General features: G+C 70.5%; 24 protein-coding genes. 5 read left to right on the forward strand and 19 right to left on the reverse strand.

Annotated features, from left to right (window positions below; all coding sequences use genetic code 11):
• Window positions 1–96 precede the first annotated feature (96 nt).
• Window positions 97–1,032: an SDR family oxidoreductase gene (locus tag AQJ54_RS18900; RefSeq protein ID WP_062238806.1), complete on the reverse strand. Its 936-nt coding sequence runs from the start codon at window positions 1,030–1,032 to the stop codon at window positions 97–99.
• Between the two features lie 203 nt (window positions 1,033–1,235).
• On the opposite strand from AQJ54_RS18900, the gene AQJ54_RS18905 reads away from it, so the two are divergent.
• Window positions 1,236–2,078, forward strand: a complete 843-nt coding sequence (locus AQJ54_RS18905; protein ID WP_211278572.1) for a helix-turn-helix transcriptional regulator — start codon at window positions 1,236–1,238, stop codon at window positions 2,076–2,078.
• 278 nt (window positions 2,079–2,356) lie between these two features.
• Here the strand turns inward: AQJ54_RS18905 and AQJ54_RS18910 are convergent, their stop codons facing one another.
• The 3 genes from AQJ54_RS18910 to AQJ54_RS18920 are packed head-to-tail and all read right to left on the reverse strand — an operon-like array spanning window position 2,357 to window position 3,909.
• Window positions 2,357–2,773, reverse strand: a complete 417-nt coding sequence (locus AQJ54_RS18910; RefSeq protein WP_062238808.1) for an arsenate reductase ArsC — start codon at window positions 2,771–2,773, stop codon at window positions 2,357–2,359.
• A 30-nt stretch (window positions 2,774–2,803) separates the two neighbouring features.
• The gene (locus AQJ54_RS18915) at window positions 2,804–3,538 is read right to left on the reverse strand and encodes an aquaporin (protein WP_062238812.1); all 735 of its coding nucleotides are present in this window, start codon (window positions 3,536–3,538) and stop codon (window positions 2,804–2,806) included.
• The gene (locus AQJ54_RS18920; protein ID WP_079069924.1) at window positions 3,535–3,909 is read right to left on the reverse strand and encodes an ArsR/SmtB family transcription factor; all 375 of its coding nucleotides are present in this window, start codon (window positions 3,907–3,909) and stop codon (window positions 3,535–3,537) included. The genes AQJ54_RS18915 and AQJ54_RS18920 overlap by 4 nt, the downstream gene beginning before the upstream one ends.
• Before the next feature lie 105 nt (window positions 3,910–4,014).
• Between AQJ54_RS18920 and arsM the strand changes: the two genes are divergently transcribed.
• Window positions 4,015–4,941 carry an arsenite methyltransferase gene (gene arsM, locus AQJ54_RS18925; protein WP_062238820.1) on the forward strand — a complete coding sequence of 309 codons (927 nt, stop codon included), beginning with the start codon at window positions 4,015–4,017 and terminating at the stop codon, window positions 4,939–4,941.
• A 242-nt stretch (window positions 4,942–5,183) separates the two neighbouring features.
• Here arsM and AQJ54_RS18930 read toward each other — a convergent pair whose 3' ends face one another.
• The gene (locus AQJ54_RS18930; protein WP_062238822.1) at window positions 5,184–5,822 is read right to left on the reverse strand and encodes a TetR/AcrR family transcriptional regulator; all 639 of its coding nucleotides are present in this window, start codon (window positions 5,820–5,822) and stop codon (window positions 5,184–5,186) included.
• A gap of 113 nt (window positions 5,823–5,935) precedes the next feature.
• On the opposite strand from AQJ54_RS18930, the gene AQJ54_RS18935 reads away from it, so the two are divergent.
• Genes AQJ54_RS18935 through AQJ54_RS18945 form a run of 3 tightly spaced genes read left to right on the forward strand, consistent with a single transcriptional unit; the run spans window position 5,936 to window position 8,799 of the window.
• Window positions 5,936–7,057 carry an aminomethyl transferase family protein gene (locus AQJ54_RS18935; RefSeq protein WP_062238823.1) on the forward strand — a complete coding sequence of 374 codons (1,122 nt, stop codon included), beginning with the start codon at window positions 5,936–5,938 and terminating at the stop codon, window positions 7,055–7,057.
• Window positions 7,058–7,075: 18 nt separating this feature from the next.
• Window positions 7,076–7,921, forward strand: coding sequence for a formyltetrahydrofolate deformylase (gene purU, locus AQJ54_RS18940; protein WP_062238825.1), 846 nt, complete (start codon window positions 7,076–7,078; stop codon window positions 7,919–7,921).
• A gap of 26 nt (window positions 7,922–7,947) precedes the next feature.
• Window positions 7,948–8,799 (forward strand): bifunctional methylenetetrahydrofolate dehydrogenase/methenyltetrahydrofolate cyclohydrolase, encoded by an 852-nt coding sequence (locus AQJ54_RS18945; protein ID WP_062238827.1) that lies wholly within the window; start codon window positions 7,948–7,950, stop codon window positions 8,797–8,799.
• A gap of 90 nt (window positions 8,800–8,889) precedes the next feature.
• Here the strand turns inward: AQJ54_RS18945 and AQJ54_RS45665 are convergent, their stop codons facing one another.
• The 14 genes from AQJ54_RS45665 to AQJ54_RS19010 all read right to left on the reverse strand — a co-directional run bounded on the left by AQJ54_RS45665 (window position 8,890) and on the right by AQJ54_RS19010 (window position 21,861).
• On the reverse strand, window positions 8,890–9,063 hold the full coding sequence (locus tag AQJ54_RS45665; protein WP_159055532.1) for a hypothetical protein: 174 nt from the start codon (window positions 9,061–9,063) through the stop codon (window positions 8,890–8,892).
• Window positions 9,060–9,659 carry a hypothetical protein gene (locus AQJ54_RS45670; RefSeq protein WP_159055533.1) on the reverse strand — a complete coding sequence of 200 codons (600 nt, stop codon included), beginning with the start codon at window positions 9,657–9,659 and terminating at the stop codon, window positions 9,060–9,062. The genes AQJ54_RS45665 and AQJ54_RS45670 overlap by 4 nt, the downstream gene beginning before the upstream one ends.
• A 7-nt stretch (window positions 9,660–9,666) precedes the next feature.
• Window positions 9,667–10,377 carry a gamma-glutamyl-gamma-aminobutyrate hydrolase family protein gene (locus AQJ54_RS18955; protein WP_062238831.1) on the reverse strand — a complete coding sequence of 237 codons (711 nt, stop codon included), beginning with the start codon at window positions 10,375–10,377 and terminating at the stop codon, window positions 9,667–9,669.
• Window positions 10,374–11,864, reverse strand: coding sequence for an aldehyde dehydrogenase (locus AQJ54_RS18960; RefSeq protein WP_062238833.1), 1,491 nt, complete (start codon window positions 11,862–11,864; stop codon window positions 10,374–10,376). Before AQJ54_RS18960 ends, AQJ54_RS18955 begins: the two co-directional genes overlap by 4 nt.
• Window positions 11,865–11,984: 120 nt before the next feature.
• Window positions 11,985–13,442 (reverse strand): APC family permease, encoded by a 1,458-nt coding sequence (locus AQJ54_RS18965; RefSeq protein WP_062238835.1) that lies wholly within the window; start codon window positions 13,440–13,442, stop codon window positions 11,985–11,987.
• A gap of 573 nt (window positions 13,443–14,015) precedes the next feature.
• Window positions 14,016–14,228, reverse strand: coding sequence for a ferredoxin (locus tag AQJ54_RS18970; RefSeq protein ID WP_062238837.1), 213 nt, complete (start codon window positions 14,226–14,228; stop codon window positions 14,016–14,018).
• 34 nt (window positions 14,229–14,262) lie between these two features.
• A complete protein-coding gene (locus tag AQJ54_RS18975) occupies window positions 14,263–15,459 on the reverse strand; it encodes a cytochrome P450 (protein ID WP_062238838.1) in 1,197 nt (398 codons plus the stop codon).
• Window positions 15,460–15,690: 231 nt separating this feature from the next.
• The gene (locus tag AQJ54_RS18980) at window positions 15,691–16,293 is read right to left on the reverse strand and encodes a TetR/AcrR family transcriptional regulator (protein WP_062238840.1); all 603 of its coding nucleotides are present in this window, start codon (window positions 16,291–16,293) and stop codon (window positions 15,691–15,693) included.
• 55 nt (window positions 16,294–16,348) lie between these two features.
• Window positions 16,349–17,194 (reverse strand): fumarylacetoacetate hydrolase family protein, encoded by an 846-nt coding sequence (locus tag AQJ54_RS18985; RefSeq protein WP_062238842.1) that lies wholly within the window; start codon window positions 17,192–17,194, stop codon window positions 16,349–16,351.
• Between the two features lie 11 nt (window positions 17,195–17,205).
• Window positions 17,206–18,141 carry a 3,4-dihydroxyphenylacetate 2,3-dioxygenase gene (locus tag AQJ54_RS18990; RefSeq protein WP_062238844.1) on the reverse strand — a complete coding sequence of 312 codons (936 nt, stop codon included), beginning with the start codon at window positions 18,139–18,141 and terminating at the stop codon, window positions 17,206–17,208.
• Window positions 18,134–19,597, reverse strand: a complete 1,464-nt coding sequence (locus AQJ54_RS18995; protein WP_062238846.1) for an aldehyde dehydrogenase — start codon at window positions 19,595–19,597, stop codon at window positions 18,134–18,136. The genes AQJ54_RS18990 and AQJ54_RS18995 overlap by 8 nt, the downstream gene beginning before the upstream one ends.
• Window positions 19,598–19,631: 34 nt before the next feature.
• Entirely contained in the window at window positions 19,632–20,438 is an 807-nt protein-coding gene (locus AQJ54_RS19000; protein WP_062019338.1) for an acetoacetate decarboxylase family protein, read from the reverse strand.
• Between the two features lie 14 nt (window positions 20,439–20,452).
• A complete protein-coding gene (locus AQJ54_RS19005) occupies window positions 20,453–21,670 on the reverse strand; it encodes an NAD(P)/FAD-dependent oxidoreductase (RefSeq protein ID WP_062238848.1) in 1,218 nt (405 codons plus the stop codon).
• A 2-nt stretch (window positions 21,671–21,672) separates the two neighbouring features.
• Window positions 21,673–21,861 carry a ferredoxin gene (locus tag AQJ54_RS19010; protein ID WP_062019341.1) on the reverse strand — a complete coding sequence of 63 codons (189 nt, stop codon included), beginning with the start codon at window positions 21,859–21,861 and terminating at the stop codon, window positions 21,673–21,675.
• Between the last annotated feature and the right edge of the window lie 284 nt (window positions 21,862–22,145).

Here is a 22,145-nt window from a genome sequence, read left to right on the forward strand (position 1 = left end):
GACGCGGGCCAGGCGGCCGGTGATGCGGCGGGACCACTTCGTCCCGATGGGCCGCTGCACCTCATCCGGCGCTGCGCCCATCGGGCGGGTCCATGACTACAGGCGCAGGCCCGTGAGCTTCTCGGAGGTTTCCCAAACGCGGGTGGCTTCTTGCGTGCCGGTGAGGCGGGTGTACGGCTTTTGCTCGGCGGGTGGGCCGCCCAGGTGGAGCGGTCCGCTGGGTCCGTAGAACCGGCCGGGCTCGGCGTCCGGGGACGTGGCGGCGTACAGAGCGGGGAATTTCGCGCTCTCGACGGTTCCGAGGAGGATGCCGCGGGCGGACAGGAAACGGATCACGCGCACACCGAGGGTGTCCTTGTCACGCCCCACCTCGGGGCGGGCGGCCAGCAGGCTGGTCGGTGCGACACCGGGGTGGGAGATGTTGCTGGTGATGCCCCAACCACCTGTCTCACTGCGCCGGTTCAGTTCCAGACCGAACAGTCCGAACGCGATCTTCGACTGGCTGTAGGCGCGCTGGCCGTTGTACGAGCGCTCCCAGTTCAGGTCCTCCCAGTTGATGGCGTTCTGGTTCGCCGCAATGCTGATCTGAGACGTCACCCGGGCCCGGCCGGCCCGCAGCAGCGGCAGCAGATGCGCCACCAGAGCGAAGTGCCCCAGGTGGTTGGTGCCGAACTGCAGCTCGAACCCGTCCGCCGTGGTCTGCCGGTTCGGCGGCGTCATGACACCGGCATTGTTGATCAGCAGGTGGACCGGCCGACCCTCCTCGATCAGCGTCTTGCCGAACGCCTCCACCGAGGCGAGCGAGGACAGATCGAGGCTCCGCAGCGACACCTGCCCGCCGGGCACCAGCTGACGGATCCGCGCCAGCGCCGCCTCCCCCTTGGCCTTGTTGCGGACCGGCATCACCACCTCCGCACCTGCGGCGGCAAGCCATGCAGCCATGCCGAACCCCATACCGTCACTCGCGCCGGTCACCACGGCGCGCCTCCCGGACAGATCGACGGCGGGAATGTCAATGGAATCACGCGGCATGCGAACTCACTCCAGATCGTTGCGTCATTTCCTCCACTGTCACGGACGCCGACATCGTTATGCAGGGCCTGCCGATCCCCCGCTACGGCACCGGGTCCCGCAGCTCGGGGCGGCCCCAAGGGGGGATTGCCAGGCCGTGGTTACCACCCTGTACGAGCGGTAGACATGACCGTCGGAGGAAGCGGAAGGTGAATGAGGAACAGATGCTGATCGACCGGACCGGGCTGGCGGAGTTTCTCAGGCGCCGCCGCGAGGCGCTGCAACCCGAAGACGTCGGTCTCCCGCGTGGACAGCGGCGCAGGACGAGCGGGCTGCGGCGCGAGGAAGTGGCTTTCCTGTGCCACATGTCGACCGACTACTACGCACGGCTGGAACGGGAGCGCGGGCCTCAGCCTTCCGAGCGGATGATCGCCGCCATCGCGCAGGGGCTCCACCTCTCTCTCGACGAACGCGACCACCTGTTCCGGCTCGCCGGACACGCCTCGCCACCCCGCGGCTCGGCGAGCGACCACATCAGTCCCGGCATGCTGCGGATCCTCGACCGTCTTCAGGACACCCCTGCGGAGATCGTCACCGAGCTCGGAGAGACCCTGCGGCAGACGCCCCTGGCCGTCGCACTCACCGGTGACCTGACCGGTTACGAGGGGCCGGCCCGCAGCCTCGGCTACCGCTGGTTCACCGACCCCGCGACCAGGGCGCTCTACGCCCCCGAAGACCACCCGTTCCTGACCCGCATGTTCGCCTCGGGCCTGCGCGGGCTGGTCACCCTGCGCGGGCGCCGCTCCCGCGCGGCTCAGCTCGCCGATCTGCTGCTGGCCCAGAGCGAGGAGTTCCGGCAGGCGTGGCAGGCCCACGAGGTCGGCATCCGCCCCCGCGAGACCAAGCGCTTCGTCCACCCCGAAGTCGGAGAGATGGAGCTGGCCTGCCAGACACTTCTGGATCCGGAGCAGTCACATCTGCTGCTCGTCTACACCGCCACCCCAGGCAGCGAGAGCTACGAACGGCTGCAGTTGCTGTCCGTCATCGGACCGCAAACGCCCCGCTGAGTGTCGGCCGGACGAATCGCAGGCCCAGGGAAACCCGGCTCGAAGTCGCCAACGCCTCGGCACGGTTGCGACCAAGCCGAGGAGGGCGGGACCGCACTGATCTCCACCTTCTGGCGTTCGGGCCGGGCGTGGCTCCGCGGCAGGCACCACCACTGCCACCGCCACCGTCACCGTCACCGCCGATCGCGGCGGCCCCGAGCGCGGCGGCGGACAGACGAGCGGCGGTCACCATGGAAGACGACGGCACCAAGCTCCCATGCTGTACGGGCACCCAGCCGTCAACTGGGCGCCATTTCCGCGACCAGCGCCCGAACACGGGTCTCGATCGCGTCGCGGATAGGGCGTACGGCATCGACGCCCTGCCCGGCGGGATCGTCGAGCTGCCAGTCCAGGTACCGCTTGCCGGGGAAGACGGGGCAGGTGTCGCCGCACCCCATGGTGATCACGACGTCGGATGCCTGGACGGCCTCGACCGTGAGGATCTTCGGAGTCTCGGCGGAGATGTCGATGCCGACCTCCTTCATCGCCTCCACGACGGCCGGGTTGACGGCGTCCGCGGGAGCGGAGCCGGCCGAGCGAACCTCGATGCGGTCGCCGGCGAGGTGGGTGAGGAAGGCGGCGGCCATCTGGGAGCGGCCGGCGTTGTGGACGCAGACGAACAGCACCGACGGGCGCGACGCGGCGGAAGGGCTCATGAGCGGGGGCTTTCTCGGGAGATCGGATCGTCAGGAGACGGCGGGTTCCGGCTCGCCGTGCGCGACGACGACTTCATCCGGGGTGGGAGCAAGGCGGCCGTAGACGACAGCGACAGCCCCCAGCCCGAACACGGTTCCCAGCAGCTGGGCGCCGATGAACGCGGCGGCGGAAGCAGGAGCGATGCCGGCGAAGGTGTCGGTGAACGTCCGTCCGATGGTCACCGCCGGGTTCGCGAAGGACGTGGAGGAGGTGAACCAGTACGCGGCCCCGATGTAGGAGGCCACCGCGGCCGGGGCGAGCGCCGCGCGACCGATCCAGCCGAGGCCGAAGATCAGCAGGATCAGCCCGGCCGTCGCGACGACCTCACCCAGCAGCAGGTGCCCGGCGGACCGGTCGTGGGCGGAGAACCTGACCAGCGGCTCGGCGAACATCGCATCAGCCAGGACCGCGCCCCCGATGGCCCCCGCGATCTGGGCGGGTACGTACGCGGCAAGGTCCCGCAGGGGCAGGCCGTTTGGATCCCTACGGCCTGTGAGCCAGGCGGCGAGCGTGACGACCGGGTTGAAGTGCGCGCCGGACACGGGCCCGAGCAGCAGGATGAGCACGCCCAGGCCGAGGACCGTGGCCAGGGAGTTGGCGAGCAGCTGCACACCGACGTCGTGTGACAGTTCGGTGGCCTGGATGCCGGAGCCGACCACCACCGCGACCAGCAACCCGGTGCCGATCGCCTCGGCGGCGACGCGCCGGCCGAGGGAGGGGTTCACGCGGTGACTCCGGCGGGCTGGGTGGTGGACAGGAACGCGGCGAGCCTGTCCAGGACGCCGGGCAGCACCCAGTAGTAGACCCAGGTCCCACGCCGCTCGCAGTCGATGAGGCCGGCCTGGCGCAGCAGCTTGAGGTGGTGGGAGATCGTCGGCTGGGACAGGTCGAAGGCCGGGGTCAGCTCACACACGCACACCTCCCCACCCTGGCCGCGGGAGGCGATCATCGACATCAGGCGCAACCGGACCGGGTCACCCAGCGCCTTGAAGACCTTCGCCAGATCCGCGGCCTGGTCCTCGCCCAGGGGCGCGGCGGACAGCCCCGGGCAGCAGCCCGCGTCCTGTCCGACCACCTCAAGCTCTTGTTTCGACATGCCTCTATGTTGACGTTTTTCGATCCAAGGCGCAAGGTTGCATCAACGAACGTCAATACAGGCCGTTCCGGGCCCACGCTGCGGCCCGTCATCCGGGAGTGAGTCATGAGCGAGCAGACCCCCATCAATCTGCGTGAAACAGTCCGCCAGACCCCCATCGATCTGCGTGAAACCGTCCGCCAGCGGTACGCGGCGGCAGCCGTGAAGGTCACCGAGGGCGGCACCGCCTGCTGCGGGCCCGAGCCGGTCGAGGTCGACGAGAACTTCGGCTCCACCCTCTACGCCGCCGACGAGCGCGACGCCCTGCCCGCCGAGGCCGTGGCCGCTTCCCTCGGCTGCGGCAACCCCACCGCCGTCGCCGAACTGCGCGAGGGCGAGCGCGTTCTCGACCTCGGCTCCGGCGGCGGCATCGACGTCCTGCTCTCCGCCCGCCGCGTCGGCCCCACGGGCAAGGCGTACGGCCTGGACATGACCGACGAGATGCTCGCCCTCGCTCTGGCCAACACGGCGAAGGCCGGAGCCACGAACGTCGAGTTCCTCAAAGGCACCATCGAGGCGATCCCGCTGCCCGCGAACACCATCGACGTCGTGATCTCCAACTGCGTGATCAACCTGTCCACGGACAAGCCCGCCGTGTTCACCGAGACCTTCCGCGTCCTGAGGCCCGGCGGCCGGATCGGCGTCTCCGACGTCGTCGCCGACGACACCCTCACCACCGAACAGCGCGCCGAGCGCGGGAACTACGTCGGCTGCATCGCCGGGGCCTTGTCCTTCGCCGAGTACCACGCCGGACTGGAGGCGGCCGGGTTCACGGACATCGAGATCACTCCGACGCACCCGGTCGCCGACGGCATGCACTCCGCCATCGTCCGCGCCACCAAGCCCGCCACCACCGCCACCGAACCGGATGCCGTCGCGGACAACTCCTGCTGCGGCGTGCAGGCCTGCTGCACGTCGGCCGAGCAGGCGACCGACCCGTCCGTCACCGTGCGCGAGGCCAAGAGCGCCGCCGGGTGCGCCTGCCAGGGCTGAAGCCGTACCGCCGGGGAGGCGCCATCGCTCGATTCTGCAGAACTCCGCCCTCCTATAAGCGACTTGCCCCCAGTCCACCCGGTGCGCCAGTGGTGCATGGAGTCCATACGGGTCGGCTGGGGACAGTCCGTACGCTTCGCCACGCGCACGCGGCTCACGGCCAGGGATCTGTTGCGGTCTGCGGCCGGACTGGCTGGTCACGCCCTTCGAGAAAGCTCCTCAGTGCCGCCCCTGAAGTGGGTTCAGGAGAGCTTCGGATCGTTCGATGCACCGCCGACCCCTCCTGGTGAAGCCTGCGCGCGATGGGCCGCGAGGAGTCGTCGCAAGGCGGCGACGCTCTCGTCGATGCGGTCCGGTGCGCCGGACGTGACCTGGTGAAAGACCAGGCCGTCCAGGGCCGCGAAGACGATGTCCGTCATCTCCTGTGACACGTCGAGGCAGGCCAGCGCCTCGCGGACAGCATCGCGGTAGGCGTCGTACAGCAGGTCGACAAGGTGGCGCAGTTCTGACCGCCGGCTGGATTCGAGCTTCAGCTCGTACTGGAAGAGCTGGAGGTCGGGGTCCGCCGCGACGAAGTCGGCGAGGGTCGCGGCGAAGTCCTCCAGCCTCCCACTGTCGGGTACCAGCGAGGACGTCTCGACGCTGCGGGCGACGCACCACCGCAGCGCCTCTTCGAGCAGCGTGTCGCGCGAACCGAAGTGGTGGGCGACCAGCCCGTGCGTGACACCGGCCTCCGCTGCGACGGCACGGTACGTCAGCTTTCGCAGGCCACCACGGACCACCACCCTGACCGCCGCCTCCAGGAGAGCCCCTCGCCCCTCGCCATAGCCGGGCCTGACCTCCTGGCCGGCATCTCCGCCTCTTTCCGCCTGGGCAGTCACTCGCCCTCCCTCTGTCCGGCTGCGCCCCGGCGGCCAATCTATCCTATTGACAAGTTATCCATATGGATAGATTCTCGCTCCAGCGCTCACCTCCCCTCTGTACTGGAGTTCCCATGGTCGTTCCCGATGGACTGAGCACCACCCCGTTCGCTCCCCGCTACGCGGACCACGTCGAGGAGTGGATCGACGTCTACGGCAACGCCGTACCGCTGGCCATCGGTGATCCGGCCGAGGAGTACAAGGCCATCCGTGGCGCCGCCGGGGCCTCGGAGTACTCGATGCTCTACAAGTGGCATGTCGAGGGCGAGAACGCGGTGGCCTCCGTCGACGCCGTCTTCTCGCGCAGCGTCAAGGGGCTGGGTGCCGGACGCATCGCCTACGGGGTCGTGGTCGACGACGACGGGATGATGGTGGACGACGTGACCGTGGCCGTCCTCGCGCCGGACCACGTCGTCGTCACCGGCGGCGATCCGGCCACCCAGCAGTCGCTGGCCGCTCACGCACCCGCCGGGACCACGGTCACCGAGCGCCGCGACGAGTCCGCCGTCCTGACCCTGCAGGGCCCGCGCAGCCGCGTGGTCCTGCAGCGCCTCACCCACGTCGACGTGTCCAATGCCGCGTTCCCCTACTACACCTTCCTGCGCGACACCCTCGTCGCCGGCATTCCCGCACAGGTCAGCCGGCTCGGGTTCACCGCCGAGCTCGGCTACGAGATCCAGGTGCCGCGGGAGCGCGCGCCGGAGCTGTGGGACGCGGTGTTCGAGGCCGGAGCGGACCTGGGGATCAGGGCCTTCGGTGCCCTCGCCCTGCTGACCTGCCGCACCGAGGCCGGGATGATCATGGGTGAGCTGGAGTACGACCACACGGTCACCCCGTTCGAGTGCCGGATGGGCTGGGCGCTCGACTTCGACAAGGGCCCCTTCCAGGGCCGGGACGCGCTGCTGGCCAAGAAGGACAGCGTCACCGGCCGTGTCGTCAGCGTCGTCGTGGATGCCGCGCCGGAGGCCGCCGAGGGGTCCCGGCTGGAGCTGGACGGCCGGGACATCGGCTACGTGACGATGGCGGTGCCCTCCCCCGCCCTCGGCGGCGCCACCCTCGGCCTGGCCCGGGTGCACCGGGACGCCGTGAAGTCCGGCACCGCACTGACTGCCGTCTCCGCCGACGGGTCCAAGGCCGACGCCACGGTCCGGCCCACTCCCGTGTACGACCCCGAGCGCGCCCGCGTGCGGTCCTGACCCGACGGAGATCCTGACGTGCAACGCCACATACTCACGCTCCGCTGCCCCGACCAGCCGGGCATCGTCCACGCCCTCGCCGCCGGCGTCGCCGAGGCCGAGGGCAACATCTTGGAGAGCGCCCAGTTCTCCGATCCCAGCACCGGCATCTTCACCATCCGTGTGAGCCTGGAGTCGCCCGCGGCCGATACCGGGAAGCTGCGGGACGAACTCGCGCTGCGGCTGGCCCGCTTCGACCCGGTGCTGACCGTCCGGCCCGAGGAGCAGCGCCGCCGGGTGCTGCTGATGGTGTCGAAGTTCGACCACTGCCTGGTCGACCTGCTCTACCGCTGGGACCTGGGCGAACTGCCCGTCGACATCCCGCTGATCGTCTCCAACCACCCCGACCTCGAACCGGTCGCGAAGCGGTACGGCATCCCCTTCGTCCACCTCCCCGTCACCCGCGACACCAAGCCCGAGGCGGAGGCGGAGCTGCTGCGGCTGGTGGCCGACCACCAGGTCGACTTCGTGGTGCTCGCCCGCTACATGCAGGTCCTCTCCGACGAGCTGTGCCGCAGGCTCTCCGGGAGAGTCATCAACATCCACCACTCGTTCCTGCCGGGCTTCAAGGGCGCCAAGCCCTACCACCAGGCCCACGACCGGGGCGTCAAACTCATCGGCGCCACCGCGCACTTCGTCACCGCCGACCTGGACGAGGGCCCGATCATCGAGCAGGACGTCGTCCGCGTCGGCCATCGCCACACCGCGCCCGAGCTGGTCGCGATCGGCCGGGACGTCGAGCGGATCGTGCTGGCCCGGGCGGTCCGGCTGCACGCGGAGGACCGCGTCGTCCTCACCGGCTCCCGCACCGTCGTCTTCGCCTGACGACCGCACCGAGAGGCTCGTACGACATGACCACCGCGACGCTGCTCGACGGGAAGGCCGCGGCAGCCGAGACCAAACGTGAACTCGCCGAGCGGGTGCAGCTGTTGAAGGACCGGGGCATCGCTCCCGGGCTGGGCACCATCCTGGTCGGCGACGACCCCGCCAGCCACTCCTACGTCGGCGGCAAGCACCGCGACTGCGCGCAGGTCGGCATCGCCTCGATCCGGGTGGAGCTGCCCGCCACGGCCACCCAGGCCGAGGTCGAGGCCGCCGTGCTCGAGCTCAACGCCGATCCGGCCTGCACCGGCTTCATCGTCCAGCTGCCGCTGCCGGACCACATCGACATGCACGCCGTGCTGGAGCTCATCGACCCGGCAAAGGACGCCGACGGGCTCCACCCCGCCAACCTGGGCCGACTCGTGCTGGGCATGCCGGGGCCGCTGCCCTGCACCCCGCGCGGCATCATCGACCTGCTGCGGCGCCATCAAGTGGCCATCACCGGACAGCAGTTCTGCGTCATCGGCTGCGGGCTCACCGTGGGCCGGCCGCTCGGTCTGATGCTGACCCGCAGCACCGAGCACGCCACGGTGACCCTGTGCCACGAGGCCACCCAGGACACCGCCGCCCACGCCCGCGTCGCCGACGTCGTCGTGGCCGCGGCCGGCGTGGCCCATCTGGTCAAGCCCGACTGGATCAAGCCGGGCGCCACCGTCCTGTCCGTGGGCATCACCCGGACCGTCGAGGGCATCCTCGGAGACGTCCACCCCGACGTCGACCAGGTGGCGGGCTCCCTCGCACCGCCGGTCGGCGGTGTGGGGCCGATGACCCGGGCCATGCTGCTGACCAACATCGTCGAGGCGGCGGAGCGCAGCGGTTGACGTCGGTGCAGCGCGTGGAGGGGCAGGACCGTGCAGTCCTGCCCCCCACTCCGCGTGCGGCGCCTCGCGTCCGGCGAGCCGCACTCACGCCTAGCACTCCACCGGGCCGGCCTCACCGCCGCGGCCCGCCCGGACCAGGGCGTGCGCGCGGATGCCCAGGTCCGCGACGGCGGCCGCGTGACGCAGGTGACCGGGTTGCAGCCAGTGGGCCGTGCCTTGGTCCAGGAGCCGTGCGGTGTGCAGCTGCGACCAGTACCGGCTCACCCCCAGCGCACCGCGATGGCATCGTCGAGTAAGTCCCGCAGCGCGGCCTGGCTGCCCTGCTCCTCCGGTGAGAGGTAGCCCAGGGTCTGCAGATGCGCCTCCCGGCGCCATGGATGACGCGCGTGTATCTCCTGCCAGACGGGGGAAAGTTCAGAGCTCGGCTGCCCCAGCAGCCGCAGCGCCGCCAGCGCACCCACCCAGGGGGTCGGATCAGCGGGGCGGGCAGCGGCGGCGACGCGGCAGAGCGCCAGGGCCCCCCTGCGGGTCGGTTGCCAGTGGCGGACCACACGGCCAGCGCCAGGGCGTCCGGGTCCTGGGGCCGGCGCGCGCCAGCTCCGGGCCGGCGCAGGAGCGGCCTGCGCGAGGACGCCGACCCGGTGGCAGCGCCGGTCCCAGTCGTCGCCCGGCTCCCGCAGGAGCCGCTCCGCCCGGGAGATGGCAAGGTCCTGCGGACCCGGACCCGGACCCGGACCAGGACCCGGCCCCGGCCCCGGCCCCCGGGCGGCGGCGATGCCTCTCAGCACCCGGCCCAGCGCGACGTCGTCGAGTCCGGGCGCGAGGCGCGGTGCCTGTCGCTTGTGGCCGAAGAGAGCCACGTCCTTGTCAGTGTCTGCGGTGGGCGGCGTCGACCAGGGCGTCGAACAGGGCCTGCTGGGCCGGATCCCGGTCCGCCGTGTCCTCGGGGTGCCACTGCACCGCTGTGAACCACCCGGAGTGTCCGGGCAGTTCGAGCCCCTCCACGGTGCCGTCGGCGGCCCGCGCGGTGACCGTGAGCCCGGCACCGATGCGGTCGATGCGCTGGTGGTGGTAGCAGGAGGCCTCCGTCTTCTCGACGCGGGTGGCCTGTTCGAGCAGGGTGCCGCGCTGGATCGCGACCGGGTGCACGATGTGCCGGTGTTCGCGGTCCGCGCCGCCCATGTCCTGTTCCAGGCTGCCGCCGAGGGCGACGTTCACCACCTGCATTCCTCGGCAGACAGCCAGCAGGGGTAGTCCCAAGTCCATTGCCTGACGGGCGACTTCGAGGTCGAACTCGTCCTGGAGGTCGTCGACGTCGTAGACGCTGTCATGGGTGTCGGCGGCTCCGTAACGGTGCGGTGCCAGGTCTCCGCCGCCCGGGAGCAGCACGCCGTCGAAGCGGGCGAGCCGCTCGGCCACATCGGCTGCGGTGGGGTCGGCGGGGTGGATGCTCAGCGGCTCTCCCCCGGCCCGCCACACCGCCTCGATCAGGGCACGGGCGTTGACCTCGGCGGCGTAGCGCAGGGCGGACGTGGACGCGGCGAAGCGGGCGGGGACGGCGATCAGGGGGCGGGTCACAGCTGGATCCAGGTGGTCTTCAGTTCGGTGTACTTGTCGATGGCGTGGGCGGACTTGTCGCGGCCGTTGCCCGACTGCTTCATGCCGCCGAAGGGCACGGTCAGGTCGCCCTCTTCGTAGCAGTTGACCCAGACCGTCCCGGCCTTGAGCGCACGCGAGACCTTGTGGGCGGTGGACAGGTCGGAGGTCCACAGGCCGGCGGCGAGGCCGTACTCGGTGGCGTTGGCCAGCCGTACCGCCTCGTCGAGGTCGTCGAAGGCGAGCACGGACAGGACGGGGCCGAAGATCTCCTCACGGGCCAGCCGCATGCCGGGGTCGACCCGGTCGAACACGGTGGGCCGCAGGTAGCTGCCGCCGGTCTCCGCCAAAGCCCGGCCTCCGCCCGCGCGCAGCCGGGCGCCCTCGTCCAGGCCGGAGGCGACATGGTCCAGGACCCTGCCCAGGTGGCTGTCGCCGACCAGTGCGCCCATCTCGGTGGCCGGGTCGAGCGGGTCGCCCACCCGGAGCTCGCGCGCTCGCTCCACGACGGCCTCCGTGACCTGTTCGGCGATGGAGGAGTGCACGAGCAGCCGGGAGGGGGCGGTGCACATCTCGCCCTGGTTGAAGAAGATGCCCCAGGCGGCGGTCGCCGCGGCCTTCTCCAGGTCGGGGGCGTCGGGGAGGATGATGTTCGGTGACTTGCCGCCGAGTTCGAGCCAGACGCGCTTGAGGTTGGAGTCGGCGGCGTAGCGCAGGAAGTGACGGCCGACGGCCGTGGATCCGGTGAAGGCCAGGACGTCGACGCCGGGGTGGAGGCCGAGTGCCCGGCCGGCCACGGGGCCGTCGCCGGTCACGACGTTGAGGACGCCGGGCGGCAGTCCCGCGTCGGTGGCGACGCGGCCGAGCAGGAGGGCGGACAGCGGGGAGGACTCCGACGGCTTCAGGACGACCGTGCAGCCGGCGGCGAGCGCGGGCGCGACCTTCCAGCTCGCCAGCGTGAGCGGGAAGTTCCAGGGCACGACGGCGCCGACGACTCCGGTCGGCTCCCGGGTGATCAGGGCGAGCGAGTCCGGCGCTGTGTGGGGGGACTCGTCCGTGAGTTTGTCGGCGAGCTGGCCGTACCAGCGAAAGGTGTTGATCGCGGCGCGCAGCTCGATGGAGTAGGCGTCCGTGATCGGTTTGCCCATCTCCAGGCTCACGGTCAGTGCCAGTTCCTCGCGCCGCTCCTCCAGCAGTTCGGCGATCCGCAGCAGGACCCGGCCGCGTTCGGCGGGCGCCAGGTGCGGCCACGGCCCGGTGTCGAAGGCGCGGCGAGCCGACGCGACGGCGAGATCGACCTCCGCCTCCCCCGCGTCCGCGACCTGGACCAGACTCTGGCCGTCGCGTGGGGAGATCACGGCGAACGATCCGCCGTCACCGGCTTGGCTCCTGCCGTCGATGTGATGCTGCGTGGGCAGGTCGAGTTCCTTGGCGCGGCGCAGCAGATCCTCATGGGTGGCGTTCAGCACGCGCTCTCCCCCTTCAGTTCCTTTTGTGTCGGTCGATGGCAGACAACTCGTGGTGCTCGGCAGACGGCCCGATACGGCCGGGGCGCAGGCTCCGGCCGTATCGCTGGTGCATTGGAGTGCTCAGCCGGTGGTCTCCGCCCGGGTCCGTGTCAGCCGGGCGCCGACGACACCGAGGACCAGCACCACCGGAACGGTGAGCTCGAGCCACGTGGCCGTGGTCTGGTCACCGCCGATGAGCGTCGTGAAGTTGTCGACGATGATCCAGATGGCGCCGGCGATGCCGAGCGCGCCCAGTGCGGGGGCGATCAGGGTGTTCCACGGGCGGGTGTCGGCGCGCGAGCGGCGGAAGAACACGACGACCGAGACCGAGGTCAGGAAGTACAGCAGCATGACGCCGAGGACGGAGACGCCGCTGAGCCAGGAGAAGAGGGTCAGCACCGGGTCCTTGCCGAGCACGGCGAAGGGCATCACCAGCAGCACGGAGATCACGGTCTGCGCGGCGCCGGCGCCCCAGGGCGAGTGGCGCCGGTTGACGACGGTCAGGCCGCTGGGCAGCAGACCGTCGCGGCCGAGGGAGAACAGGTAGCGGTTGGCGGAGTTGTGGAAGGCCAGGATGCCCGCGAAGAGTGAGGTGACCAGCAGGATCGGCAGCACGTCGCCCGCCCAGCCGCCGAACAGGGAGGTGATCGGGGCGAAGACGAAGCTGGTCGCGTCACCGCTCTGCAGCGCCTTGCCGGCATCGCTCGTCGCCTGGGACGCTCCGTGCGCCGAGACCAGCATCCACGTGGTGAAGGCCAGGAAGGCAGCGATCAGCGTGACGGAGGCGTAGGCGGCGCGGGGCACGGTCTTGCGGGGCTCGCGGGCCTCCTCGCCGTAGATGGCCGTGGACTCGAAGCCGAACATCGACGCCACGGCGAACATCAGGGCCACACCGGGAGCACCCTGGAGTGCGGCGGACGGCGAGAAGCTCTCGGTGACGCCGAGCCCCTCGGGACCGCCGCCCTTGAAGAAGGTCACGAGGGCGAAGGCGACCAGGATGCTGAACTCGGCCAGCACGAAGACGGCGAGGATCTTCGCGCCCATGTCGATCCCCAGGGCGCCGAGGATCTCCACGATCGCCATGGTGACCAGAACCCAGACCCACCACGCCACGCGGGCGCCCGAGTAGTGCTCGACCAGGGCACTCACCGTGGCTCCGTACAGCCCGTACATGGCGGCCTGGACGGCACAGTAGGCCAGCAGGGCGAGCCCGGCGCCGCCGGAACCGGCCGGCCGGCCGAGGCCCTTGCCGATGTAGGCGTAGAAGGCTCCGGCGTCCACGACATGACGGCTCATGGCGACGAATCCGACGGAGAACAGCAGGACGACGACGCCGGCCGCGACATAGGCGGTAGGAGCTCCGGCACCGCTGCCGATGGCGACGGCGAAGGGCACAGCCCCGGCGATGGCCGTCAGCGGGGCCTGGGCGGAGAGAACGAAGAAGAGAACGCCCAGGACACCGAGAGAATCGGGCTTGAGCCTGCCTGCCATGGATGCATCATGACCCGCTTGCGTAAGAGACGCGGTCTGACTGTCCACTCGAATCACCTGCCGGGGGACGGGGGCGGAGTTTCGTTTTAGGCCAAACGAGTTGCCTCATGGTGGGCTGGAACTATCCGTTTGGCAAGGGGTTGCCGTGAGATCCTTCTCCGGACACGAGGTCTTTACAGGACCGTGACCCAGGCGGCGGGCCGGCGCCCGCACCCCGGCGCATGACGGGCTCAGACCGTTGACCCCGGGGAAGCAGGCGTGTGCGGCAGGGCAGGAGACGACCGGCGTCGTGGGCGTGGACGAAGATCACTCGGCACCCGCCGCGGATGCCCCAGCAGCGGTAGTCGAAGCCGTCATGGGGGTGGTGTTGTACTGGTCGCGGCCGCGAGTCGTCCGGCGATCGCCCTCCGGCCAGGCACAGCCGGGCCAGTCGAACCCGGTCCTCTGGCGACGCTCACCGGCGTCCGCTTGGCGCACGTCCGGAGGCCGCCGTACCGCAGCGGGTGGACGACGGCCGGGGTGCAGGCGGCGTGCTCCTCGAGCGACCGACGGTCGGACACCGATGCCGGAGTCGTTCTCCCGCGGCTCGAAGGGCGGCGGCGACATGCCGCGTTCCCGTCCCTACTCGTGGACCGTGATGGCCTGCAGCGGGCAGACCTCGGCGGCCTCGTACAGGTCCTCGGCGCTTGCCTCGTCCACGTCGGCCACATAGACGTCGGTCACCTGCGACCGCAGGGACAGACGTCCCTCGTCGTCCAGTGCGAAAAGGTCGGGGGCCGCGTAGACGCACTGGCCGTGGTCCTGGCACTTGTTGAGATCGACTTCGACCTTCACGACGGCTCCTGCCTCTCGAAAGGGGTCGGGGGAATCAGAGGAAACGGACGGGGAGGTGGGTGATCGTGCGCAGGAACTCGGTGTGCGCATAGGCGGGCTCTCCCGCCAGCTCGACACCGGAGAACCGGTTGACGATCGAGCTGAAGACGACGTCTGCCTCGGCGCGGGCCAGGACCTGGCCGGCGCAGCCGTGCATACCGGAGCCGAAGGCCAGGTGCCGGCCGGCGGCGACCGGGCGGGTGTGGTCGAAGGTGTCGGGGTCGGCGAAGACCTCGGGGTCGCGGTTGGCGGAGGCGATGAGCAGGGCCAGCGCCTCTCCGGCCGGCACCGTGGTGTCACCGATGACCGTGTCCTGGGTGGTCAGGCGCACCACCATCGACTCGGGCGTGTCGATCCGCAGGATCTCGTTGATGATGCCCGGCCGTGCCTCCGGCTCGTCGCGGTAGGCGGCGAACAGCTCGGGCCGCTGCGTCATCAGCCAGATGCCGTGGTTGATGAGGTGCTTGACGTCGAGGTGGCCCACGGCGAAGAACAGGAAGACGGTGTAGACGACCTCGTCCTCGGTCATCCTGCCCTCGCCCTGCGCGGCGATGAAGGCGTCGATCAGCCCCTCGCCGGGGTGGTCCCGCTTGCCGGCCACCAACCGGCGGATGTGCTCGGTGAACCAGGCGAACGCCTCCGTGGTGGCGCGGGCCTCCTCGTCGTTGCCGCCGGGGCCGAGGCTCAGCCCGATCTCGTAGGTCTTGCGCTGGATGGTGTCCATCTCGGCCGGCTCGATGCCGAAGATGCGGCAGGTCGTCTCGAAGGTGCACTTCAGGGAGAGGCCGTCGGCCGCGTCCAGGGTGCCGTCGCCCTTCTCCACCTCGTCGAGCACGGCCTCCACACAGGAGCGCATCACCTTGGACCACTCCTCGACGGCCTTGGGCGTGAACCAGCGGTTGGTGATCCGGCGGAGCCGCGTGTGGTCGGGGGCGTCCTTGCCGAGCATGGTGTGGTGGATCGGGGCGGCCGGCCCGAAGTCGAGCTGCTGCACGCTCAGGGTGGGGTTGCGGATCAGCCGGGCGACGTCCTCGTAGCGGGAGACGACGTGCAGGCCCACCGGATGCCGGTAGACCGGGTGCTCCTGCCGCAGCCGCGCGTAGTACGGGTACGGGTCCGCTCGGAAGCCGGGGTCGCGGAAGGGCAGCAGGTCCTCGGTTGCGGAAGTGGATCCGGCGGTGGTGACGGTCATGTCGTGGCACTCCTCGTATCGGGCGCGAGACGGGGGGAACGGGAGATGGGGAGAGGGAGGGACGACCAGAGACCTCGTACCGCGAGAATTATCCAGACGGATAATTTCGTCAATACTTCGCGGGCACGTAATCAACTCTTTACGCCGCTGGAGACGGACTGAGCCCCCGTCGCCATGCGACGGGGGCTCAGTTCTGACCTGCTGTTATGGCAGGGATTGCCGTAGAGGCGGCTACTCGGGGTCTCCAGGCTGCCGGGTCAGCAGTGACCGCAGCTCCTTCATCGCGGCCTCGGTGACGTTCGGCTCGTCGAGGACCAGTTGGTGCAGCACGAGACCCTCCAGGGCGGCGAAGACGAGCCGGGTCAGGGCAGGGCTGGTGCCGTCGGGCAGGCTGCGGGACAGCTCCCTCTCGGTGGCCTGGAAGTACTCGTCGTACAGAGCACGGATCTGCGGCAGCAGTTCGGGCCTGCGCCGTGATTCGAGCATGAGCTCGTACTGGAAGATCTGCATGGCCGGCTCGCGGGTGACCATGTCCGCCAGTCCCGCCGCGAAGTCCGCGATGTCGCCCGTGCCGGGTTCCAGGGAGCTGATACGTGTGCTGGTGCGCACCGCGTGTTCGAGGGCCGCCTCGATCAGCGCGTCCCGCGAACCGAAGTGGTGCATCACGAGCCCGTGCGTGACACCTGCCTCTTCCGCGACGGCGCGGTAGGTGAGCTTGCGCAGCCCGCCCCGGGCCACCACGCGCACGGCCGCGTTGAGCAGTGCCTCGCGGCCGGTCCCGTAGTCCACACGCTTGCGGGGCCTGGCGGGCGGCTTGTCGGCGGAATCGCTCATGGACGCGACCCTACCCGCACCCACACCCACAGGCCGAGGGACCGTCGCACGAGCCTCAGCGCTTCGGCGGGCGGATGCCGCGAAACTCCCAGTCGCCGCCGAGCGCCGTGGACAGGACCTCCTCGGACTCGGTGGGCTGGGCGCCGACGTCGGTGCGGACGGCGGTGGGACCGGTGACGATGTGGTTGGTGAGCCGGCCGAGGCCCTCGACCTCGACCTCGACGACGTCTCCGGGCTGGACGGGCCGGGAGTTGGCGGGGGTGCCGGACAGGAGTACGTCGCCCGGGTAGAGGGTGATGGTGCGGGCGATGTCGGCGACGAGGTAGTGCATGTCCCACTTCATCTCGTCGGTCGAACCGTCCTGCACCGCCTCGCCGTTGACGTAGGTGCGCAGGCTCTTGCCGCGGAAGTCCCAGTCGGTGACCAGGCCGGGGCCGAGGGGGCAGAGGGTGTCGGAGCCCTTGACCCGGAGCATGGAACCGGCGTCGGTGTCGCGGAAGTCGTGCAGTCCGTAGTCGTTGGCGATCGTGTAACCGGCGATGTACTCCCCCGCCTCCGCCGGGGCGATGTTCCGCGCGGTCTTCCCGATGACGATGGCGACCTCGCCCTCGTAGTTGAGCCACTTGCAGCCCGCGGGGCGGACGATGGCGCCCTTGTGGGAGTTGAGCGAGGAGGTCGGCTTGTGGAAGTACGTCGGGGTGTCCGGCAGGTCGATACGGAACTCGTCGACGCGGCTGCGGTGGTTGAGGTGGACGGCGATCACCTTGGACGGCACGACCGGCGGCAGGTGCTGCGCGTCCTCGGTCTTGACGCGTCGGCCGTCCCCGGCGACGAGCTCATCGCCTTCGACGGTGGCCTGGACGGCGGCGCCGTCGAGGAGGATGCGGCGGTACTCGGGCATGTTCCGGGCTCCTAGATACGACTGTGAGGGGTGCGCGGGGCGGGGGTCGCGGACGGGCCGGTGCCGGTCCAGCCGTCGGCCGGGCGGTCGAACCACAGGTGGGCCTGGCCGGTGCCGATGGAGTTCTCGTACTCGCCGTACTGGCGGGCCTTGGCGACGCACGCCTGTTCACCGAGGGCGCCGGCCATCATCAGGTAGTGGAAGAACTTCGCCTCGGGCTTGTACTTCCAGAACTCCGGCATGGTGTCGAGGACCTTGTCGTGGCGGCCCTCCTTGAACCAGGCGATGCGTTCGTGGTCGGCCTCGCGCGCTTCCGGCGTGAAGATGTGCACCGGGTCGCTGGATTCGTGGTCGCGCAGCTCGCGCAGCGGCCAGAAGGTGTGCGACAGCGCACCGGAGGCGATGAGCAGGACCCGGCGGCCCGGGGTGGCGGCGATGCCGTCGGCCAGCGCCCGGCCGAGGCGCAGGTGGTCCTCCATGTCGCCGGTCTGGCACACCCCGATGGTCACCCACCGCTTGTCCGGCAGCCCCTCCCCGAGGAACTTCCAGAGGTTGATGGTGGCGTAGTAGATCGGCAGGTGGTCGTCCTCGATCGCGGTGATCCAGGTGCCGTGCTTGTCGGCGAACTTCTCGATGTTGCGGGCGAGTTCCTGGTCCCCCGGAAAGTCGTACGGCATCCGGCACATGCCGCGCGGCAGCTCCTCGGAGGTGAAGAGGCCGGCCCTGCGCTGCTGGGCGGTGACGACGAACTCGACCGTGGTGGCCCAGTGGGAGTCGAGCACGACGACGGTGTCGTAGTCGTCGCGCTCGAAGACGTCCTTGCGGAGTTGGTGGAGCCCGGTGACGAGGGTGATCTCCTTGCCCTCGTTCAGCTCCAGCCGGTCTTCCTCGGGCAGCACGATGGTGGGGACGTGGGCGAGCAGGCCCGCCCCGACGATCTCACCCATGGTTCCTCCAACCGGTGGGCGCGGTCACGGTGTTCTTCACGTCGCAGTAGAAGTCGAAGCTCCAGGTGCCGCCCTCGCGGCCGACGCCGGAGTGGCGGGAGCCGCCGAAGGGCGCCTGGAGGTCGCGGACGAAGAAGCAGTTGGTCCAGACCGTGCCGGCGACCAGCTGGACGGTGACACGTTCGGCGCGCTCCGGGTCGCCGGTGGCGAGGGTGGCGGCCAGCCCGAAGCGGGTGTCGTTGGCGAGGCGGACGGCCTCGTCCTCGTCGGTGAAGGTCTGCAGGGTCAGGACCGGGCCGAAGACCTCCTCCTGCACGATCTCCGAGTCCTGGGCGACGTCGGTGAGGAGGGTCGGCGCGTAGTACTGGGCGTCCTTGCGATGGCCGCCGATGACCGCACGGGCACCGGCCGCCAGCGCCCGCTGCACGAACCCGTCGATCTTCTCCAGCTGACGCTGGTGGATGTTCGGGCCGATGTCGGTGGCCTCGTCACGCGGGTCGCCCTGGGTGAGCTGTCCGGCCTTCTCGACGAAGCGGCGGGTGAACTCCTCGGCGACCGACTCCTGGACCAGGAAGCGCGTGGCGGCCAGGCACACCTGCCCGGCGTTGTCGTACTGCTCCACCGCGAGGTCGACGGCGAGGTCCAGATCGGCGTCGGCGAACACCAACAGGGGTGACTTGCCGCCGAGTTCGAGGCTCAGCGGGGTCAGGTTCGCGGCCGCCGAGGCAGCGATGCGCCGGGCGGTCGGCACCGAACCGGTGAAGCTGATCCGGCGCACGTCCGGGTGCGAGGTGAGGGCGTCGCCGATCTCCGAGCCGTAACCCTGTACGACGTTGAGCACCCCGGCGGGCAGTCCGGCCTCGGCGGCGATGTCCGCGAGGAGGGAGGCGGTCAGCGGGGTCCACTCGGCGGGCTTGAGGATCACCGTGTTGCCGGCCGCGAGAGCCGGGGCGACCTTCCAAGTAGCCAGCATCAGCGGCGCGTTCCACGGCGTGATCAGGACCGAGGGGCCCGCCGGATCCCAGGAGACGTGGTTGGTGTGGCCGCGCGTCTCGAAGTTCTCGTGCTCCAGCTTCAGCAACCAGTCCGCGAAGAAGCGGAAGTTGTGGGCGACGCGGGGCATCACGCCTCTCCGGTGGGAGCGGAGCAGGGCGCCGTTGTCGGTGGTCTCGACGATGGCGAGCTCTTCCAGCCGCTTCTCGACGCCGTCGGCGACGGCGTGCAGGATGCGGGCGCGTTCGGCGCGGGGGGTGGCGGCCCAGGCGGGGAAGGCGGCCTTCGCCGCGGCCACCGCGGCCGCTGCCTCCGTGGCGGTGCCCCGGGAGATCTCCCCCAGGACGCTGCCGTCGATCGGTGAGACATCGGTGAACGTTTCGGTGGAGGCGACGCGCTCGCCGCCGATCCAGTGCCGGGTGTCGACGGCGACCCCGGCCACCGTGAGGGTGTGCTCGGTCATGTCCGGTCTCCAGGTCCTGTGGTCTGTGCGGGGGTTACTCGGCGCCGGACGTGCCGGACTCCAGCAGTCGGCCGCCGTCCCAGACGACACCGACCTGCCGGTAGTAGGCGGCGATCGGCTCGCGGATCTCCAGCCGGGCCAGCTCCTCGGTGGGCGCCTCGAACAGCTCCAGCTCCGCGTCGCCGCGCCACGGCTGCCCGCCCTCGAAGGAGGCGGCGCCGGACTCGATCAGCTCGTCGAGCGCCAGGCCCTTGCCCTTCTCGACGGAGGGCAGCCAGCGGTGGTGGGCCATGGGGTGGGCGTTCACGAAGCCGTTGGTCTCGGAGGGCTCGCGCAGGGTGACCACGGCCTGGGCCAGGCGCCGGTCGGCGGCGGCGAGGGTGGCGCCGAAGCGGGCGCCGGCCTCGATGCGCGGGGCGGGCCCGTACGGGTGCGGGCGGGTCTGGTGGATGGAGCCGAGCTTCTTCGGGTAGCCCTGGTGCAGTCCGCGCGCGATGGCGAAGTCCTTGTCGACCCAGATGTACACGCAGCGGGTGTAGGTCTGCCCCCGGTACTTGCAGCGCACGACCGCGAACGCCTCCTTGTACTGGGCCAGTACCGGGTCCAGCAGCTCCCGGCCCGACTCCGAGCAGGACTGCCAGTCGGCCCAGATCAGCGCCACGGCGCCCGGGTCCTCGTCCGCCAGCTCCAGCGGCTCGGGCAGCAGTTCACGCACCCGGGAGGGGTCGGTGCGGTACTCGACGGTGAGCAGGTCACCGGAGTACCGCCAGGGCGGTGAGGGGACCAGCGACGAGGCTCCGCTCGCCGTCTTGGGGAAGAAGAATCCACGGACGGTGGTCATGGTCAGCAAAGTCCTTAGGCGGTGAGGGCGGGCTGCTTGAGCAGTTCGGCTCGGTAGCGGGAGGCGGCGGCCGCCGCGGCCTGACCGCCCAGGGCGACGACACCGGCCAGCCGGCCACCGGCGTGATAGCCGACGACGACGTCCCCGTCGAGGTCGCCTTCGAGTACGCGCACGTCCTCCTTGCCGAGTACCGGCGCCCCGAAGGACTGCAGGCGGAAGTCGTGCTGGTCGCTCCAGAAGGTGGGCAGCGGGGCGAACGGGGACAGGTCGTGGCCGGTGCCGGTCAGGTGGGCGACGAGGGTCTTCGCGGCGTGTTTGGCGGTGTCCGTGGGGATGCACCAGTGCTCCACCCGGCGCGGTACGCCGTCGTAGCGGGCGTTGGGGAAACGGGCCACGTCACCGACGGCCACCACGTCGGGCCGTCCGCCGACGCGCAGGTGCTCGTCGGTGGGCACGCCGTCGCCGAGGTCGAGGCCGTTGCCGTCCAGCCACTCGGTGTTGGCGACCGAGCCGACCGACTCGACCACCACGTCGGCGGGCAGGACGGTGCCGTCGGCGAGGGCGACGCCGGTGACATGGTCGTCGCCGGTGAAGCCGGTCACCCCCGTGCCGAGGGCGAAGCGCACGCCGCGTTCCTCGTGGCGCTTGAGCAGGGCCCTGGCGAGGAGCTCGCCGAGGGGGCCGACCATCGGCAGGGGCAGCGGGTCGACGACGGTCACCTCGCGGGCGCCCAGGGCCACGGCGGTGGCGGCGACCTCGCAGCCGATGAAGCCGCCTCCGACGACGACCACCCGGGCTCCGGGCCGGGTGAGGGCCTGCCGCAGGCCCTGCGCGTCGTCGATGGTGCGGACCGTGTGCCGGCCCGCGAGCGGGCCGGGGCAGCGCAGGCGCCGGGGCCGCATTCCGGTGGCGACGACCAGACCGTCGTAGGTGAGCGCCTCGCCGTCGTCGCACTCGACGATGTTCTCCGCGAGCCGCGCGGCGACGACCTTGGTCCCCAGCCGCCACTCCGCGTCGCCCACACTGGCCCGCAGGCGGAAGGCGAGGGACTCGAAGGGCGCGTTGCCGGCCAGGACCTCCTTGGACAGGGGCGGCCGGTTGTAGGGCATGTGCGGCTCGTCACCGACGAGCGTGATGGCTCCGGTCCAGCCGGCGGCCCGCAGCTGCTCGGCCGCGCGCAGGCCGGCCATGGAGGCGCCGGCCACGACGATGCGTGCCTGCGTCGATGTCATGGTCAGTCCTCGATACGGATGGCCTGGAGCGGACACACGTCGGCGGCTTCCTCGACCTCGTCGCGCAGCGCGTCGTCGGGGTCGGTGACGTAGGCCAGGTGACCGCTGTCGTCCATCGAGAAGACATCGGGGGCGGCGAAGACGCACTGGCCGTGGTCCTGGCACTTGTTCATGTCGACGACGACCTTCATGGCCGGTCCTCCTGAGAGTGAGGGCGTCGGGGCGGGGGCGAGGAGAGGAAGAGGGGCCCGACCGCTGCGGCCGGGCCCCGGCCAGGGGCCTGGCGACTGACCGGGCCCCAACTCATTTGGCTTCAAACAACATAGGAAGACACCTGCCTCTGGTCAATACCTATCCATGCGGATAATTTTTTTCCATCCCCTCTTGCGGGGTGCTCACAGCCCCCATACCGTTTGGCATCAAACAAGTCGGTCGTGCTCCCAGCAGCACCAGTCCTCTGACTTCTCTCGCCACC

Origin of the sequence: Streptomyces griseorubiginosus (genome assembly GCF_001514195.1) — a bacterium.
GTDB classification, from domain to species: Bacteria; Actinomycetota; Actinomycetes; order Streptomycetales; family Streptomycetaceae; genus Streptomyces; species Streptomyces griseorubiginosus.

Excerpts from the sequence above, each read along its gene's own strand:
- AQJ54_RS18975 (WP_062238838.1), bottom strand. The coding sequence starts at position 15,459 with ATGACCGTCACCACCGCCGGATCCACTTCCGCAACCGAGGACCTGCTG.
- AQJ54_RS18980 (WP_062238840.1), bottom strand. The coding sequence starts at position 16,293 with ATGAGCGATTCCGCCGACAAGCCGCCCGCCAGGCCCCGCAAGCGTGTG.
- AQJ54_RS18985 (WP_062238842.1), bottom strand. The coding sequence starts at position 17,194 with ATGCCCGAGTACCGCCGCATCCTCCTCGACGGCGCCGCCGTCCAGGCC.
- AQJ54_RS18905 (WP_211278572.1), top strand. The coding sequence starts at position 1,236 with ATGCTGATCGACCGGACCGGGCTGGCGGAGTTTCTCAGGCGCCGCCGC.
- AQJ54_RS19005 (WP_062238848.1), bottom strand. The coding sequence starts at position 21,670 with ATGACATCGACGCAGGCACGCATCGTCGTGGCCGGCGCCTCCATGGCC.
- AQJ54_RS18995 (WP_062238846.1), bottom strand. The coding sequence starts at position 19,597 with ATGACCGAGCACACCCTCACGGTGGCCGGGGTCGCCGTCGACACCCGG.
- AQJ54_RS18935 (WP_062238823.1), top strand. The coding sequence starts at position 5,936 with ATGGTCGTTCCCGATGGACTGAGCACCACCCCGTTCGCTCCCCGCTAC.
- arsM (WP_062238820.1), top strand. The coding sequence starts at position 4,015 with ATGAGCGAGCAGACCCCCATCAATCTGCGTGAAACAGTCCGCCAGACC.
- AQJ54_RS18945 (WP_062238827.1), top strand. The coding sequence starts at position 7,948 with ATGACCACCGCGACGCTGCTCGACGGGAAGGCCGCGGCAGCCGAGACC.
- AQJ54_RS18990 (WP_062238844.1), bottom strand. The coding sequence starts at position 18,141 with ATGGGTGAGATCGTCGGGGCGGGCCTGCTCGCCCACGTCCCCACCATC.
- AQJ54_RS18910 (WP_062238808.1), bottom strand. The coding sequence starts at position 2,773 with ATGAGCCCTTCCGCCGCGTCGCGCCCGTCGGTGCTGTTCGTCTGCGTC.
- AQJ54_RS19000 (WP_062019338.1), bottom strand. The coding sequence starts at position 20,438 with ATGACCACCGTCCGTGGATTCTTCTTCCCCAAGACGGCGAGCGGAGCC.
- AQJ54_RS18920 (WP_079069924.1), bottom strand. The coding sequence starts at position 3,909 with ATGTCGAAACAAGAGCTTGAGGTGGTCGGACAGGACGCGGGCTGCTGC.
- AQJ54_RS18900 (WP_062238806.1), bottom strand. The coding sequence starts at position 1,032 with ATGCCGCGTGATTCCATTGACATTCCCGCCGTCGATCTGTCCGGGAGG.
- AQJ54_RS19010 (WP_062019341.1), bottom strand. The coding sequence starts at position 21,861 with ATGAAGGTCGTCGTCGACATGAACAAGTGCCAGGACCACGGCCAGTGC.